At 41.9% G+C, this 17,705-nt stretch carries 14 protein-coding genes and 2 pseudogenes; 6 read left to right on the top strand and 10 right to left on the bottom strand.

Features of this window, described 5'->3' with window-relative positions:
* Window positions 1-7: 7 nt before the first annotated feature.
* The 7 genes from C511_RS0101390 to C511_RS0101360 form a co-directional block, all read right to left on the bottom strand.
* Window positions 8-862: a LicD family protein gene (locus C511_RS0101390; RefSeq protein ID WP_024995430.1), complete on the bottom strand. Its 855-nt coding sequence runs from the start codon at window positions 860-862 to the stop codon at window positions 8-10.
* Window positions 859-1,905 carry a CDP-glycerol glycerophosphotransferase family protein gene (locus tag C511_RS0101385; RefSeq protein ID WP_027317684.1) on the bottom strand — a complete coding sequence of 349 codons (1,047 nt, stop codon included), beginning with the start codon at window positions 1,903-1,905 and terminating at the stop codon, window positions 859-861. Before C511_RS0101385 ends, C511_RS0101390 begins: the two co-directional genes overlap by 4 nt.
* A 275-nt stretch (window positions 1,906-2,180) precedes the next feature.
* Window positions 2,181-2,924, bottom strand: a complete 744-nt coding sequence (locus C511_RS0101380) for a lipopolysaccharide kinase InaA family protein (protein ID WP_024995431.1) — start codon at window positions 2,922-2,924, stop codon at window positions 2,181-2,183.
* 27 nt (window positions 2,925-2,951) lie between these two features.
* A complete protein-coding gene (locus C511_RS0101375) occupies window positions 2,952-3,980 on the bottom strand; it encodes a galactofuranosyltransferase (protein ID WP_024995432.1) in 1,029 nt (342 codons plus the stop codon).
* A 16-nt stretch (window positions 3,981-3,996) separates the two neighbouring features.
* Window positions 3,997-5,112, bottom strand: a complete 1,116-nt coding sequence (gene glf / locus C511_RS0101370) for a UDP-galactopyranose mutase (RefSeq protein ID WP_034781186.1) — start codon at window positions 5,110-5,112, stop codon at window positions 3,997-3,999.
* A 36-nt stretch (window positions 5,113-5,148) separates the two neighbouring features.
* Window positions 5,149-6,180, bottom strand: coding sequence for a glycosyltransferase family 9 protein (locus tag C511_RS0101365; RefSeq protein WP_024995433.1), 1,032 nt, complete (start codon window positions 6,178-6,180; stop codon window positions 5,149-5,151).
* 3 nt (window positions 6,181-6,183) lie between these two features.
* On the bottom strand, window positions 6,184-6,789 hold the full coding sequence (locus tag C511_RS0101360) for a DUF4254 domain-containing protein (protein WP_024995434.1): 606 nt from the start codon (window positions 6,787-6,789) through the stop codon (window positions 6,184-6,186).
* Between the two features lie 564 nt (window positions 6,790-7,353).
* Between C511_RS0101360 and pdxB the strand changes: the two genes are divergently transcribed.
* Window positions 7,354-8,415 (top strand): 4-phosphoerythronate dehydrogenase PdxB, encoded by a 1,062-nt coding sequence (pdxB, locus tag C511_RS0101355; protein WP_024995435.1) that lies wholly within the window; start codon window positions 7,354-7,356, stop codon window positions 8,413-8,415.
* Here pdxB and purN read toward each other — a convergent pair.
* A pseudogene (purN, locus tag C511_RS0101350) lies at window positions 8,376-8,998 on the bottom strand (phosphoribosylglycinamide formyltransferase). The gene pdxB and the pseudogene purN sit on opposite strands and share 40 nt — an antisense overlap.
* 98 nt (window positions 8,999-9,096) lie before the next feature.
* On the opposite strand from purN, the gene C511_RS0101345 reads away from it, so the two are divergent.
* From C511_RS0101345 to rnc, 3 genes and pseudogenes are all read left to right on the top strand, one after another.
* Window positions 9,097-9,333, top strand: a complete 237-nt coding sequence (locus C511_RS0101345; protein WP_024995436.1) for an acyl carrier protein — start codon at window positions 9,097-9,099, stop codon at window positions 9,331-9,333.
* 15 nt (window positions 9,334-9,348) lie between these two features.
* Entirely contained in the window at window positions 9,349-10,611 is a 1,263-nt protein-coding gene (gene fabF / locus C511_RS0101340; RefSeq protein WP_024995437.1) for a beta-ketoacyl-ACP synthase II, read from the top strand.
* Window positions 10,568-11,517 (top strand): annotated as a pseudogene (gene rnc, locus C511_RS0101335) (ribonuclease III). The gene fabF and the pseudogene rnc overlap by 44 nt, the downstream one beginning before the upstream one ends.
* Here the strand turns inward: rnc and C511_RS0101330 are convergent.
* The gene (locus C511_RS0101330; protein WP_024995438.1) at window positions 11,476-12,486 is read right to left on the bottom strand and encodes an ATP-dependent 6-phosphofructokinase; all 1,011 of its coding nucleotides are present in this window, start codon (window positions 12,484-12,486) and stop codon (window positions 11,476-11,478) included. The pseudogene rnc and the gene C511_RS0101330 sit on opposite strands and share 42 nt — an antisense overlap.
* Window positions 12,487-12,579: 93 nt before the next feature.
* On the opposite strand from C511_RS0101330, the gene C511_RS0101325 reads away from it, so the two are divergent.
* Both C511_RS0101325 and C511_RS0101320 read left to right on the top strand, forming a co-directional pair.
* Window positions 12,580-14,091: a GH3 auxin-responsive promoter family protein gene (locus tag C511_RS0101325; RefSeq protein ID WP_024995439.1), complete on the top strand. Its 1,512-nt coding sequence runs from the start codon at window positions 12,580-12,582 to the stop codon at window positions 14,089-14,091.
* 48 nt (window positions 14,092-14,139) lie between these two features.
* On the top strand, window positions 14,140-16,986 hold the full coding sequence (locus C511_RS0101320) for a DEAD/DEAH box helicase (protein ID WP_024995440.1): 2,847 nt from the start codon (window positions 14,140-14,142) through the stop codon (window positions 16,984-16,986).
* On the opposite strand, the gene C511_RS0101315 is transcribed toward C511_RS0101320, so the two are convergent.
* Entirely contained in the window at window positions 16,987-17,625 is a 639-nt protein-coding gene (locus C511_RS0101315; RefSeq protein WP_024995441.1) for an HU family DNA-binding protein, read from the bottom strand. It lies immediately after the preceding gene.
* Window positions 17,626-17,705: the final 80 nt, after the last annotated feature.

Below are 17,705 nucleotides of genomic sequence, written 5' to 3'. Positions count from 1 at the left end.
CGTATTTTTATTTTTTTAACAACAACTTATAACTTGTCTCAGTATCAAACAAAAGAGCACCATGTAAAGTGGGTGCCTGAACTGGAGTCATATACTCTCCAAAATCAATCCGCAGAATTCTATCATAGTCTTTAGGCACAGGAATCAATATATGCTCAAAAGGCAAAAGCAAAGTCTCATCATAAAAAGATTTATTTTTTATTCTAACTTTATAGCTCAACGAGAGATGCGCAATAAGTTCTGTGTTCGCAATCGGATACTCTTTTAATACGTTCTCATATCGGCTATAAAGCTTCCTTTCCCAAGAAATATTACGATATACATTTTCAGGTAACTTCATCAATAATTTAATTGATGCTTTAACCATTTGTTTGTAAAAATTAGCTTTAAAAAGTTGCTTCTTAAGCAGACGAGGAGTATCACATACACCATCATACACAAAAATATCAATAAAGATACCTTGATTAAATTTAAAACGGCTATTAGTGATCGCTGATGTTGACGAGTTTCTTATTTGCGCATGCCGGTTTCCATAGTATTTATCAGTATAAATTGTCTGAAAAAAATAGGGTTCTTTAAATTCTTCACCAGCTACTTCACAGAGTTTGTCGTAATCATCTCTAAACATAACCATATCAATATCATCATCCCACGGAATAAAACCTTTATGCCTAACAGTACCTAATAAGGTTCCTGAATCAGCCCAGCATTTCAAATTATATTTCTCACAAACTTTAAGTAGCAGATTTAAAAGATCAAGCTCGCAGGCCCAAACTCTTTTCATTTTCTCTGAAACTAAATATCCATCTCTTAGTTCTTCTTTGAAAAACTCGGGATCTTGCATGTTGAATTGATTCTTCATTTCTTTATTCTTCCAAACGTTTTAATGCTGGTATATTTACGCCATATATTCAACTTTCGTTCTCGGGGTACCCCGTGTTGTTCAATATAGCGAGCAGCTGCATCAAGCATACGACGGCAAACTTGTCCGTCTGTATATGGATCATAATTTTGCATGACCCACTTCCTTTTGTCAGCAATTTCTTTATTGTCAATATTTTGATAGGCATCGATTAGCAAAGACGGATCTTCAATATTATTCCAATAGATATCCTTTGCAATGGTACGTAAAGTTATGACCGGCTTATCAAGCAGAAGGAACTCATACACAGTAGATGAAGTGTCGCTGATCATCACATCGGCCATAAGCTGCGCCTTTGTTACATCAAAATCATCAAGCCACACAATATGCTCTTCCTGAGTTGCCAGTTGCTTATACTCATCCACCCATTCCTGCTTGGTTAACGGATGCAATTTGATTAACAAAACCACATCTTCTTGATGTACCAGATTGACTAATTCGGTCTTTATATGAGGCAAAGAAGTTAAAGATTTAGAGAAAGTAGGTGCATATAACAACAGTTTGCCTCTTTTATGATTAGCCAAAAGCTCCTTTTTCTCCACATCAAAATCATTACGATGCTTTTGAATCCAGTCTTGTTTAGACCAGCCGGTTTCAACCACAGAGAAATCTTTGTACTTTTGAGACAATTCAGTAAACTTTCTTGTAAAAAAAGGACCTTGAGTAAGGTATAAATCAAAGTACCTCCTGATTACCCAATGATCTTTTTTCTCGGCTGCATATCCGTGAAATATTTGAATTTTTACTCCAGGCAAGTAATAAGGAACGATGTTTCCGGGAACAAAAATCACATCCGGAGAGAAATCATAAACATCCTGAATAGAAGTTGTGTAACGGAGTTCATCATCTAACGGAAAGTGGGATATTTTAGGCGCATGCACATACCACAAAACAGAAGTGCTATCCATCAACAATGCTTCTTTATGTATAGGCATCAGAATATCAATAGCGTATAGGTTTTCACAAAAAAGGACAATCTTCATTTTCTAAACATTATATAGTTTAACTTCGTACACAATTCATAACTACAATGGTGATAAAAGCCTAAACCAGAATAAACTAATGTAATTATTAAATAAAGAAATAATGTAAACAGACACATAACATATCATTATAGTATATCTAAGTTCAGCATTCTCCATAAAAATAATAAGATTTGCATTTTCGTTAAATTATGGGCACAAAGGTATATAAAAAAAATAAACGCCATAGCATATTTGGAATTATATTCACGATAACAGCTCCTTATTAGGTATATCTAAAATTCTAATTTGTATTTAATTCGGTGCTTACTGGCAAATCTTTTCCAGAATTTCTTTCTGTATGCAAGAATTAAACGTGTACATTCTGCTTCATCGGCTCCCCTTGCCAATGCATATTCTTTTGCCAAATACTCAAAGAAAGGAATTTGCCCCCACAAACGGGCAAAATTAGCACATCCTTTACGTATATCAACGACTCCAAAACTCATTCTGTTTATATCAACCAGTGAAAATTGGTATTCACCATCTATTTTATCAAAAAGTATATTACCGGGAGAGTAATCGCGATGTAAAATGCCCGCTTCATGCAAACGAGCTGTATACTGAGCAAATGCCTTTACCACATCTTTACACTCTTCAATATCGGCATCACCAAACTCATAAAATTTGCGTTTATACGGACATTGAATACTTACAAAATAAGAATGCTTAATCAAACCAAAACTTTCTTCTTCTACATAAGCTACCGGGTGGGGAGTCTGAAAGCCTTTTGCTAACAACATTTGTGGATAAGTAAAAGCTCTAAACCCTTTGGAAGGCCGAAAATAAGAATAAATAATCCGATTAAATAAAGACGGCACCCCGTATCGTTTTACGTTAATGAGCAAGTCACCGGTACTAAAAACTTTGATTTGGTTCCGACCTGAATAAATAAGTTTACCTTCCTGATCGAAAGAACAGGGTAGCTTTTCGATGAAAGAACGTAAATATTCAAACTTCGGATTGATAGTGACTTTCATATAACTAATATTTTGATGTATAATTCATTAAGAAATTAGTTGAACTGCCTGATTGAGTGCTTCTTTTAAAAACGCTCCACTCATCAGTTTATCATTTACCATACGTACCTTCTCCTTCATTTGCGCATACTCATCCTCTGAAATATTCGATAAAATATCATCCAAATGACGCAATGAAGACACACAGATTCCTATTTGATGTTGAGAAACAAATGAAGCTAAAGCCGCTTTTTCCCAAATAATAACAGGTAAACCACATCGGATGTAAAGAGAAGTTTTATGGGGGTTATTATATCGAAGGTATTCTCCGAAATTACCTGAACATTCATCTACGGAGTCTCCATCCCACACCAGTCCAAAATCACCCTGAGCGGAAGCAATGAGCGAATCCGAAGGAATAAATCCTTTATATTCAAAAAACGCTTTATGCTGAATCTTATCAGCTTCAAAACCATTTCCATAAAGGACAAAAGAATATGATTTGATATATTTCTCTACTTCATATAAAAAATTATTTTTGCGAGAGGCCAAACCACCTGCATATAACACCTTATATGGAGCACCCGAGGAGCGTTTTTGCCACGTTGCCTGTGTTTGCGACAAGTAATCAAATAACTGCAACGAACCCATCTGAGCCTTGCATCCTTTTTCGACTAACCAGTTTAACATAGACGAATTGTGGGCTATGACATAATCGGAATGATTGAGCCGTTTTATTTCTTGCTCAACTGTTAGTTTTTGTCTTCGAAAACTGCCTAAATCGTGTATTATAGTTATAACCTTGCAGCCCTTAACATGAGCTATGCAACAAACCAACGTATAATATTTCTTTAACGGATATTGCAAAACAAGATAATCTCCTCTATGCAATGAGAAAAAAGATTTTAATACCCCTACCAAAGTCACGACGAAGGATAAAATGCTATTTGTATACGTGCTTTGAGGAAGACCAACATTGCGATAGCCTAAATCGGACATGATTTTTTCAATATCCGTTTTCGCTTTGTTTCCGGCACTATGGGTACCTTTGTAATTTTTCGACAAATAACATATCATAGCTATCCTTCTTTTTTTAAATTAGTTTACACTCCTCTTTTGCCATCAAAAGTGCCGCATTTACTGTATCATCCATATCAAAATAAGCATATTGAGCCAGACGTCCGCCAAATAAAACATGCTTTTCTTGATTAGCCATATCCCTATATGCCTTGTATAATGTAGAGTTTAAGTCATCATTCACCGGATAATAAGGTTCGTTCTTACCGGTAAAGTCAGCGGGGTATTCACGAGTAATAACCGTATGAGACTGCGTTCCAAATTCAAAATGTTTATGTTCAATGATTCGTGTAAAAGGGATTTCCTTTTCATTGTAATTCACCACAGCATTGCCCTGAAAATCAGGTATGGATAAACACTCGTGTTCGAAAACCAGGCTTCTATATTCCAACTTCCCCAGTTGATAATCAAAATATTCATCAATGCAACCGGTAAACAATACTTTATCTGCCAAGTCACTTAAGGCCGTTCTGTCCGAAAAAAAATCGGTATTAAGTCTAATATCAGAGCCATCAATCAATGCTGCAATCAGACTATTATATCCGCCATGAGGAATTCCTTGAAACGGATCATTAAAATAATTATTATCGTAAGTAAAGCGGAAAGGAATTCTTTTAATGATAAAAGCGGGTAATTCAGTGGCCAACCGACCCCATTGTTTCTCCGTATAACCTTTGATAAATGTATAGTAAATATCAGTTCCGCACAGTTTGAGTGCTTGTTCTTCTAAATTTGCCGGGTTCTCAATATGAGCAAATTCAGCACATTGCTCTTCTACTTTCTTTTTAGCTTCCTGGGGGGTATTAACGCCCCAAAGTTTGTTGAAAGTATTCATGTTGAAAGGTAAATTATACAAGGAACCTTTGTAAAATGCCAAAGGAGAATTGGTGAATCTGTTAAATTCAACAAAGCGATTCACGTAACTCCAAACGTCTCTATTGTCTGTGTGAAAAATGTGCGCTCCATACTTATGAACATGTATGCCATCAACATCTTCACAAGAGATATTTCCACCTATATGGTTACGTTTATCTATTATGAGGCAACGTTTACCGGCATCCATCATCTGGCGAGCGAAGACTGCTCCATACAGACCGGCACCCACAATTAAATAGTCATATTCCTTTCTCATAATCAAATTACAATAAACAAGAGAATAAATAAAGTATCAAAAAATAATTCCTTCAATCTTCTCAATCACCTTCTCGGGTTTAATATCATTCAAACAAGCATAATCACCTCGATAACAAGGCTTTTGTCCAAATACGGAACAAGGACGACAGGGCATATCGAGCTGAATGGCATTTGTGGGCAACTGCTTCCAACCCATAAAACCTGCATACGGATGTGTTGCGCCCCAGACGGATACAACAGGTATATTAACCAATGAAGCGAGGTGCATATTGGCCGAATCCATTGACAGCATCACATCCAGATGACTCATCAGAGCCAGTTCGGTAGACATGTTTAACTTTCCCGCTAAAGATACTACCGCAGGATATTTATTCACCCATTCGACAAAACAGTTCTCCTCTTCTTTACCGCCTCCAAATAAGAAAACCCTTACTTCAGGGTTCGCAGCAAAGTGTGCAACAACCTTTTCTTGCAGCTCTAAAGGGTATATTTTGCCTTTATGTTTTGCGAACGGAGCTATTCCAATCCATTTCTGAGTTCCTTTTTGTCCAACGATGTGTTGAACAGCCTCTAGATTTCCTTTGCTATCTCCGTACAACGAAGTGAAATTCAGCAAAACCGGATAGCCTGCTTTCTCAAAAACTTCTGCATAACGTGTAAAAGAGCTTTTTTGATTAACCAATATCTTATTGCGCTTACGCACAAGCTTCCTCTTGGCCCACCGACCTTTATTAATAGAGCAAACTTTAGTTCCCGCCAAACGAAACAAAAAAGCAAGAGCTTTACTTCTTAAAACATGATGCAGGTCAGCAACCACATCAAATTTCATCTGTTGCAACTCTTTAAAAAGTGTGTACAACCCCCCAATACCTTTGTGCTTACCTTTTAAATCGGCATTATAAAAAGATACATTCTTCGGTAATTCTGTAAAAAGAGGGGCTAATGAAGGTCTGCTTAAAAAAACAATCTGATGTTGAGGGTATTGACTGGCCCATGAATGAATCACGGGCACAGACATGGCAACATCTCCTATAGCAGAGAAACGGATAACAAGAATCTTTGCCATTGATTATTTTTTACCATAAAGAACCGGATTCAGAGCCGGATCATTATACATCTTCATCTGTTTATATACCTTCATGTATTTCTTTCCGTTCTCTATATCTTCAATCAGCTGATCAATAGCCGATGAAAGATCTTTTCTTTGCTCAAGCAGAATGTTCAGTTTGGTTTTACACTGATTTAAGTGTTCTTCCGTAACATCTGCGCGATCAACCTCCTGTTGCATGTGATATATTTTCAGCGCAAGGATAGAAAGGCGGTCAACAGCCCAAGCGGGACTTTCCGTGTTGATGGTGGCATCTGCCAAGGGTTCAACTGATTTGTATTTATCTAGGAAATAACTATCAATAAGCTCTACGAGGTCAGTACGATCCTGATTTGATTTATCAATTCTACGTTTTAAAGATAAAGCCTCAACCGGATCAATTTGCGGGTCGCGGATGATATCTTCAAAGTGCCATTGCACGGCATCAATCCAATTCTTTAGATAAAGATAATACTCAATGGTTTTCAGTTCGTACGGGTTATTCATTGGTGCATCCACACTATCAGTCACATGATAATCTGTCGTTGCCTTCCAGAATATCTCATTGCAAAGCTTACTAAATGTCATAATATCAACTTATTTATATAAATACATCGGGCAAAACTATAGAATATTTCCCATACAACCAACCCTTTACTGTTTTTTATAACACAATGAGGATAATCTGCTTGGCAAATTCTATATTTTAAAGCCAAACATTGCCTTAATCTGTTTCCACGTGGAGAAATTCAGGGTAGACCCGGGTGTAGGGTATTCGTACACCCAGGTCTACAGACCGTGTACATGGGGATGTACAAACTGTGTACATCCGGGTGGAGACGAAAATAGCTCACCTGCAAAATAAATTGCATAAGCATGCTTATTATAAAGCTTATATATAGAAGATAAATAGTGATATACTTGTAAGGAATAGGTGCAAAAAAGTTGGTGATACTTGGTGATACTTGGTGAGGCTTTTTTTTAGTAAAGTATCACACATAAAAATCTGGTAATCAGAGTATTGCAAGGTTGGTGATACTTGGTGATACTTTTTTTCATGCATTTCATGAGCGATTTAATCGAAAAACAACTAAAAAGGCCTATTTTTGTACCTATCGTTTGCAACCCAACATAATATATAGTCATCTTGTTATGAAAGTAATTGTCGATAATAAAATACCCTATATCAGTCCTGCCATTGAACAACTTGCCAACGAAGTGGTGTATGTGGAAGGCAACTTGTTTACCCCCGAATTAGTTCGCAACGCCGACGCTTTAATTATACGTACCCGAACCCATTGCAACAGAGAGTTACTGGAAGGAAGCAACGTGAAGTTTATAGCTACAGCAACCATTGGCTTTGACCATATAGACACGGCGTACTGCAAAGAGAAGGGAATTACCTGGACCAATGCGCCGGGATGCAACTCCGGTTCGGTTGCCCAATACATAGAGTCGGCCCTTTTGTTATTGGAAAAGGAGAAAGGATTAGAACTCTCAAAGATGACTCTAGGAATTGTGGGAGTGGGTAATGTAGGCAGTAAAGTAGAGACCGTTGCCAGAAAGCTGGGTCTGAAAGTGCTGCTCAACGATCTGCCCCGACAAGAAAAAGAAGAAGAAACAGCCTTCTCTTGTTTGCAACAATTAGCCGAGGAATGTGATGTGATTACATTCCATACTCCTTTATATAATGAAGGTGCATACAAAACATATCACCTGGCAGGTGCCGACTTCTTTCAATCATTAAAAAAGAGTCCTGTTATAATAAATACATCCAGAGGAGAAGTGGTTGACACCAACGCACTGCTTCATGCCATGAACCAAGGGATAGTAAGTGATGCAATTATTGATGTTTGGGAGAATGAACCTCACATCAACCTCGAATTAATGAACCGGGCTTTTATTGCAACCCCTCACATAGCAGGATACTCTGCCGACGGCAAGGCAAACGCCACGCGTATGTCTCTGGACGCTCTATGCAAGTTCTTCAACCTGAAAGGTACTTATCAAATCAACCCGCCTGCACCCGAGAACAATATTATGGTTGCCAACACCTATTCAGAAGCTATATTGAAAATATACAATCCGCAAAGAGACAGCATGACGCTGAAAGCTAATCCCGAAGATTTTGAGAAGCAAAGAGGACACTATCCTTTCAGAAGAGAGCCGGATGCTTACCGTATAGAAACAACCTCTTCTATAATAAGAGGATAATGAGCGTACTCTAATGCATGAACCTTAGCCGCCACATCAGAAGGGGTATCTTCTTTAGATACGGCACAAGTAGCCTGAAATATAACCGCACCTTCATCATAGTGCTCATTCACGTAATGCACGGTGATGCCGCTCGTCTCTTCACCTGCCGCCACTACGGCTTCATGAACCCGATCACCGTACATCCCCTTTCCGCCATACTTGGGCAACAAAGAAGGGTGAATATTTATAATTTTGTTTGGATAAGCATGCAATAAAACATCGGGCACACGGATTAAGAAGCCTGCCAACACCACAAAGTCTATTTCAAGCTCCTTTAATAAAGCAAGAATTGCTTCACCGCCGGCCCATTGATCCTTCAGAAATACCTTGGAAGGTACTCCTAAGCTCTCTGCACGCCTTAAAACATAGGCATCCTCCTTATTAGAGAGCACCAATTTGATGCAAACCGACGTGCTTTTACTAAAATAACGGATTATATTCTCGGCATTAGTACCCGAACCGGAGGCTAAAATAGCTATATTTCTCTTCATAATCAAGCTGTTTCTGCACACAATAGTGAAAATTGTGCAAAAGATTGCATTTATTTAATCAAATATTTGCTTAGAACAATAAATATTTATTCCTTTGCACCGCAAATTTAAAGAAATAAAACTAATTATTAATTAAAAACTTAAAGTTATGTCTGAAATTGCATCAAGAGTGAAAGCGATTATCGTTGATAAATTAGGCGTTGAAGAATCAGAAGTTACAATCGAAGCTAGCTTCACTAACGACTTAGGAGCTGATTCTCTTGACACTGTTGAACTTATCATGGAATTCGAAAAAGAATTTGGTATCTCTATTCCAGATGATCAAGCAGAAAAGATCGGAACTGTAGGTGACGCTGTGTCTTACATCGAAGAACACGCTAAGTAATCTGTTTTTCATAATATGGAATTAAAAAGAGTCGTAGTAACAGGTCTTGGCGCCATTACTCCCATTGGCAATAACGTTCCGGAATTCTGGGAGAATCTTGTGAACGGGGTTAGTGGAGCAGGGCCTATTACTCATTTCGATGCATCGCTATTCAAGACTCAGTTTGCCTGCGAAGTGAAGAACTTCGATGCAACTCAGTACATGGACCGCAAAGAAGCAAGGAAGATGGACCTGTACACACAGTATGCCATTGCAGTTGCTAAAGAAGCTGTTACTGACTCTGGTCTTGATGTTGAAAAGGAAGACTTAAACAAAATCGGTGTTATTTTTGGCGCCGGTATTGGAGGAATCACTACGTTTGAAGAAGAAATAGGTAATTATTATACGAACAAAGACAAAGGACCAAGATTCAATCCTTTCTTTATTCCCAAAATGATTTCCGACATTGCCGCAGGGCAGATTTCTATCTTGTACGGATTCCACGGTCCTAACTACGCAACATGTTCTGCATGTGCAACATCAACCAATGCAATAGCCGATGCTTTCAATCTGATCCGTCTGGGCAAAGCCAACATTATAGTAGGTGGCGGTGCCGAAGCTGCAATAACTCCCGGTGGAGTTGGTGGTTTCAGTGCAATGCACGCCATATCTAGTCGTAATGATTCTCCCGAAACTGCTTCACGTCCTTTCAGCGCTTCACGCGATGGATTTGTGATGGGAGAAGGTGGCGGTTGCCTTATTCTGGAAGAACTTGAACATGCCAAAGCGCGTGGTGCAAAAATATATGCAGAGCTGGTGGGTGCCGGTATGTCTGCCGATGCTTATCACCTTACCGCTTCTCATCCCGAAGGTTTGGGAGCAAAGTTGGTAATGAAGAATGCATTGGAAGACGCAGAGATGCAGCCCGAAGAAGTTGATTACATCAACGTTCACGGAACATCTACTCCGGTTGGTGATATATCAGAATCTAAAGCCATCAAAGAAGTATTCGGCGAACAGGCTTTCAAACTGAATATCAGTTCTACCAAATCTATGACCGGTCACTTATTGGGTGCTGCCGGCGCAGTAGAAGCTATTGCCAGTATCCTTGCCATTAAGAATGGCATTGTGCCTCCAACCATCAACTTTACTGAAGGCGATAACGACGCTGAGATTGATTACAATCTGAACTTCACATTTGGCCAAGCGCAAAAGCGTGAAGTAAACGTTGCTTTATCTAACACCTTTGGTTTCGGTGGTCATAACGCATGTGTTATTTTCAAGAAATACGCTGAATAAATCGTGTTACGCAATGAAATAGATAAGATAAGGCTCCTGTTCAATAAGAACAGAGAGTCTTATTTTTGTTTCTACCGAATACTCGGATTCTTTCCGCGTGACATACAAATTTACGAACAAGCACTTCTCCATAAATCAACTAGTCTACGATCTGACAAAGGAAAGCCCATAAACAATGAGCGTCTGGAGTTTTTAGGAGATGCTATTCTTGATGCCGTTGTGGCCGATATTGTATATCTTCATTTCGAAGGGAAGCGAGAAGGCTTTCTCACCAATACCCGTTCAAAGATTGTGCAGCGGGAAACTCTCAACAAACTAGCCGTTGAGATAGGACTCGACAAGCTAATCAAATCATCAACCCGAACTTCTTCGCACAACAGTTACATGTACGGCAATGCGTTCGAAGCATTTGTTGGTGCTATCTACATTGATCAGGGGTATGATAAGTGCAAGATGTTTCTGGAAGAGAAAATCATCAAACGGTACATCGACCTCGATAAACTGTCGCGCAAGGAGGTTAACTTCAAGTCAAAGCTGATTGAATGGAGCCAAAAGAGCAAGATGGAAGTATCGTTTGAGCTTATTGAACAGTTCCTCGACCAAGACTCCAATCCGGTATTTCAAACGGAAATCATGATTGAAGGATTATCTGCCGGCACCGGCACCGGCTATTCCAAGAAAGAGTCGCAACAGAATGCCGCTCAAATGGCTTTAAAGAAGATAAAGACCAATCCGGAGTTTATCAGTTCCATAGAAAACATAAAGATAGACCGCACCACTCTTACCGGTACTCCCGAAGCAAGCACAGCAGACAACACCCTTGCTCAGCCTATCGAGTCGGATACGGAACGTGAACCGGCGCAATTATCCGAAGCAGACACCCATTCTTCGTCCCTGAACGACTAAGTCGTGCTCTTCAGTTACCAGCTTTAGCTTACCGGCTACCTCCTCTAAAGGTATAGAAGATATCTCACTTCCTACTAACGTAATCATGCGTCCGTATTCACCATTGGCAATAAGTTCGGTGGCGTGTCCCCCCATTCGGGTCGACAAATTACGGTCGAACGGTGTTGGCGATCCTCCCCGTTGAATGTAACCCAGCACGGTTTCACGAGTTTCCAACCCTGTTTCACGCTCTATTTCCTGAGCTATGAACTCGGCCGCACGCCTGTTGCCGTCCGTTTGAATGCCTTCGGCTACCACAACGATGGAATAAGGCTTACCTCTTTTGATGCGGTTCATAATGGTTTCGCGAATATTCTCCAGTTTATAAGGAATTTCGGGAAGCAAGATAACGTCACCTCCTCCGGCCATGCCCGAATAAAGAGCAATCCACCCGGCTTTGTGCCCCATTACTTCAATGACCATAACACGCTTGTGCGAACTGGCCGTTGAGTGCAGACGGTCAATGGCATCTGTAGCAATGGTCACAGCCGTATCAAAGCCAAAAGAGGAATCCGTACCCCAAATATCGTTATCAATCGTTTTGGGAACAGACACAATATTTACGCCCATGGCAGCAAACTTAGCAGCGGTTTTCTGCGTACCATTACCACCAATGCACACCACACAATCAATACCCAGCTCACGGATATGCTGCTGAATAAGGGCAGGCTTGTTTACATCGGCAGGAACGCCCTTCTTTTTGAAAGGTTTTTCACGCGAAGTACCCAAAACAGTACCGCCCTGATTTAGTAAGCCCGACAACGATTTATCGGTAAAAACCTCCACATCTTTATCGAGTAAGCCCTGAAAACCACTGTGTATGCCCAGCACTTCCATACCATAATGATGAATGGCCGTCTTGCACACACCACGAATGGTGGCATTGATACCCGGACAATCTCCACCTGAAGTCAATATACCTATTCTCATATAGTTTTAACGATATTTTCGTGGTAAAGATAGAAAAAAAAGATAAATAAGCTTACTTTTGTACATTCAAACGTTATTTTACAAAAATAAGTAATGAATAGCACTAAGATAATAAGAAAACTTTTTGATTCACGACTAAAAGAAATAGATCTTTATGCCACACAAGCGGGTGAGATACAAAGCAGGGTGCTTACCCGGCTAATTAAAGAAGCTCAAAACACCGAGTGGGGCAAGAAGTACGATTACAAAAGTATTACCAGTTACGATGAATTCAGAAGACGTCTGCCTGTTCAGACCTATGAAGAGGTGAAGCCTTACGTAGAACGTTTGCGTGCCGGAGAGAAGAACCTCATCTGGCCTTCTGAGATACGCTGGTTTGCCAAGTCGTCGGGCACCACCAATGACAAAAGCAAGTTTCTTCCTGTCAGCAAAGAAGCTCTTAAAGATATTCATTACAAGGGAGGCGCCGATGCCGTGGCCCTTTACTTACGGATGAACCCCGAAAGCCGTTTCTTCTCAGGCAAAGGAGTGATCTTAGGTGGCAGTCACAGTCCCAACCATAATTCCCGACACAGTTTAGTAGGCGACTTATCGGCCATCCTGATACAGAATGTCAGTCCGCTGGTAAACCTCATCCGTGTTCCTAAAAAGGAAATAGCGCTGATGAGTGAATGGGAAAGTAAGATAGAAGCCATTGCCAACAGCACGATTCAAACCAATGTGACGAGTCTTTCGGGAGTTCCCTCCTGGTTTCTGGTACTCATCAAACGCATACTCGAAAAAACCGGAAAGCAGCATTTGGAAGAAGTGTGGCCCAATCTGGAAGTCTTTTTCCATGGAGGCGTAAGCTTCACCCCTTACCGCGACCAATACCACCAAGTGATTCAATCGCCCAACATGCACTATGTGGAAACTTATAACGCCTCAGAAGGTTACTTCGGTACACAGAATGATCCGGCAGACCCTTCCATGTTGTTGATGATTGACTACGGCATATTCTACGAATTCATTCCACTGGAAGAAGTCGGCAAAGAAAACCCCAAAGTGTTTTGTCTGGAAGAGGTGGAACTCCATAAAAACTACGCGCTGGTTATCACTACCTCGTGCGGATTATGGCGATACATGATTGGTGACACGGTGAAGTTCACCAATAACAAGCCTTATAAGTTTGTCATCACGGGCCGCACCAAGCATTTCATCAATGCCTTTGGCGAAGAGCTAATCATTGATAATGCCGAAAAAGGACTTGCCAAGGCATGCTCCGTAACAGGCGCTCAGGTGAGTGAGTATACCGCCGCCCCCGTATTCATGGATGCCAATGCCAAGTGTAGACATCAATGGGTTATTGAATTTGCCCAAACGCCCGATTCCATTGAGCATTTTGCTTCCGTACTTGACAGTACCCTGAAAGAGCTGAACTCTGATTACGAAGCGAAACGCTGGAAAGACATCGCTCTGCAACCGCTGGAGGTAATACCTGCACGCAAAGGATTGTTTCACGACTGGCTGAAGGAAAAAGGCAAACTGGGCGGGCAGCACAAAGTGCCCCGTTTAAGCAACAACAGGCAGTACATTGACGAGATGCTCTCTCTCAACAACGCATAAACACAACGACTTGCTCCTCACAAGAGCCAAACACCTTAAAAAGACTACATGAAACAAACTATTCCATCTGCAGAAATAGTTATTGTTCTGGCGCAACATCCGGTATTGGGACATCTATTGCTCCCCTATACCGTAGCGCGGAGGGACAATGAAATGGTACAACTTGCCGAACAGGCTTTCCATGCGCCTGAAGGTTTGATTGACCGTCTTTCGGCCCCGGAGCGTAAAGCCATAGATATTGCCGCGCACTACACCGAGAAGTATCTCACAGCAGTCTACTCCAAAGAAAAGAGCAGCAGTGTGTTTTTGCATAAACTTACCGAGAAGAAGTACAAGGAGCAAGTGCGACCGTACATTGAGAAGAAACTACTCGAAATGATCAAGCTCATTGTAAAGTACAAACTGCCCCTATATGAGAAACAAGCCGGCAGCAACCTGCTTTACGAACACCATCGTTATGAGGTAAATGAGCAATCGAGCAGCCTCTCGTTTCACTTTACCCTGACCAAAAAGCTATTTAGCTATGCCATTAAATGTTCCCGAAATGGCGATGAGGTAAGTTTGCCCGACAAGAAGCCGGTTATCGTGCTCAGCTCCTCGCCTGCCGTGCTCATGCTAGGCAGAGAGCTTCACGTATTTAACCACATTGAGGCTTCGCGAATACTTCCTTTTACCCATAAAGCGCAGGTTAGCGTGGATGCTTCTCTAAGCGAAAAGTACATGGAGAACATCGTGTTGCCGGCCATGCGTTATCATCACGTTACGGCTTCGGGGTTCGACATTGTAGAAGAGCAGGTTTCATGCGAACCGCATCTCACCGTAAACCTGACTCCCGGGCTAGACTGGGGTATCCGGTTGCATTTTACATACGGTGATCAGGAGTTTACGCACGATGCTTGCGCCACAGCCAAGATAGCCCGGTTGGACAATACCACGGAGAACATCCGCATTGTCTATTTTGAGCGTGACATTGCCAGGGAAAACGAAGCATACGAATTCCTGAAAGCATCGGGATTGAAACAGGTAAGCGACAAGCTATTTGTTCCCAAGAACACCCATTCCAATGATTCTTCTCCCCTCGTAAGCTGGTTGTACCAAAACAAAGAGTTGCTCCACAAACGGTTCGTTATCACCAATGAAACCGTCGAAGCCGAATATTGTTTGGAAGACATACGCATTGAGCAATTTTATAAGGAAGATGACCGCGACTGGTTTGAACTGAACATCCAGGTGATGATTGACGGCATGGTACTGCCCTTTACTCACTTCAGAAAGCATATACTGGAGGGGAATCGTGAGTTTGTGCTGCCCAGCGGGAAAATCATGCTGCTGCCCGAAGACTGGTTCAGTAAGTACAGCGGTTTGCTACAAGCAGCCACGGTAAAGGAAGACAAAACGATTCGCGTCAGACGGTCGCTCGTGGGATTGGTGCAATCGGCTTTTTCGGAAGACGGGAAGAAGACGGGGCCGTATCAACCCAAGCGTTTATTAGATGCTCCCGAAGGTTTCCGCGCCCAGTTAAGGCATTACCAGCAAGCGGGATTGTCATGGATGGTGCATCTTTACGAGCACCGTTTTAACGGCTGCCTGGCCGATGACATGGGATTGGGTAAAACCATTCAGACTTTAGCGCTTCTGCAATACGTGTACAACGCCAAAGCCAAACATGCCTCACTCATTGTGGTTCCTACGTCTCTTTTGCACAACTGGGCCAAAGAAGGGCAACGCTTTACCAACCTGTCCATCGGACAATATGAAGGTAATGGCGTAGGCAAAAAGGGCATTACGCCCAAAGAGTTCAATCAGTATCACATAGTACTTACCAGTTACGGCATTATGCGTAACAACATCAGCGAGCTGAGCAAATACGTGTTCGAGTATGTTATTCTGGACGAAAGTCAGAGCATCAAAAACAGCGACTCATTCACCTTCAAGGCAGCCGTAACATTGAAGGGTAATCACCGGTTGGTACTTACCGGCACACCAATAGAGAATTCACTGAAAGACCTTTGGGCGCAGTTTTGTTTCCTGCAACCCGATTTACTGGGCAGTGAGAGGCACTTCACCAAGAACTTTATTCTTCCCATCAGGCAAGGCAACGAGGTGAAGGAAAGTGAACTGAAACGGTTGCTGGAACCTTTTATTCTACGCCGCAGCAAATCCGATGTTGCTCCGGAACTACCATCATTAACCGAAGAGGTTCTTTATTGTGGCATGACGGAACAGCAGGAGGAACTTTATAAGGACGAAAGAAACCGCTTGCGTAGCATCTTACTCCATGAACTTGAGGTTGAGAGTGAAAAAAGAAATTTCACCATCATCAACGGCATCATGAGGTTGCGCCAACTGGCTTGTCACCCCAGATTGACGCTGAAAGACTTTCGCGAGGAGTCGGGCAAGATGGAGGAAATTGTAGGCACCTTCGAAACATTGCGAAGTGAAGGCCACAAGGTTCTTATCTTTTCATCTTTCGTACAGCACCTCGAACTGGTGGCCAAAGCATTTACCAAACGGAAATGGAAGTATGCCATGCTCACGGGCAGCACCACCAACCGCGAAGAAGAAATTACCCGCTTCACGGACGATGAAAACATACAGGCGTTCCTGATTTCGCTCAAGGCGGGGGGCGTGGGACTAAACCTCACCCAAGCCGACTATATCTTTATCATCGACCCGTGGTGGAATCCGGCGGCGGAGATGCAAGCCATCGGGCGGGCACACCGCATCGGGCAACAAAAGCAGGTCATGGCCTATCGTTTTATCACCCAAGACAGCATTGAAGAGAAGATGATGCAGCTGCAGGCAGAAAAAAGGAAGCTGGCCGAGTCGTTCATCACCGACAACAACCCGCTCGATTCACTGACCGACAGCGAATGGGAAATGCTGCTTACTTGATCATTGATCAATGGCATTTTCGGCATCCACCCCGTAGTATCCGGGCAGGGGCACATAAATGGGCTGCATGCGCAATCCGATGTTCTTGATTTTACCCTCAGCAATTAATCGGCGAAGATGATTCATTGCCGTATTTCTAAGCAAGCCGCAGCCTTTCTGAAAATCGGCACGGGTCATGAAACGATGCGTGCTGAAGTACTCCGTGAGATACCTATCTATTTCTTCCGGTGACAATCGCGAAGAGTGCTCGTTGTGCTTCACATGTTGCACCTTCACCTCACCAATCGAGCTATTCAGCTTCTTATCGGCTCTGAATTTAATGCTTTTCAAACGCACCTTGGCATTCTTCTGCTTCGTATCTTCCTTGATTATTTCCGTGCAAGTCAGCGTGGGATGAAAATACCCTATCCCGTCCAGGTGCACCTGCCGGCCATCTGCCAGCTCCTCGCCCATCACGCGAGACAACGCATCGAGAACTGCCACTACATCGGTCTCCGACAGCGTGCAACGTTCTTGTATTTTTTTCCGCAGCTGAGCCGTATCTGTTTTCCCGTTAAAACTAATGCGCGCATGCAGCGTCTTCTCTTCCGGCTGATGCGGTGCCACCGGTGTTTCGTACCATTCAAAATGAATTGCCATTCCTATTACATTATAAAGTTTATACAAAGGTGTATGCTCTCCGAAGCCTGACAAACACCCACAAAGGCATTTATCAAATA

The sequence above is a fragment of the Bacteroides graminisolvens DSM 19988 = JCM 15093 genome, assembly GCF_000428125.1.
GTDB lineage: Bacteria > Bacteroidota > Bacteroidia > Bacteroidales > Bacteroidaceae > Bacteroides > Bacteroides graminisolvens.
The sequence above is the reverse complement of the archived record's forward strand: the minus strand, read 5'-3'. Positions and strand labels throughout refer to the sequence as shown.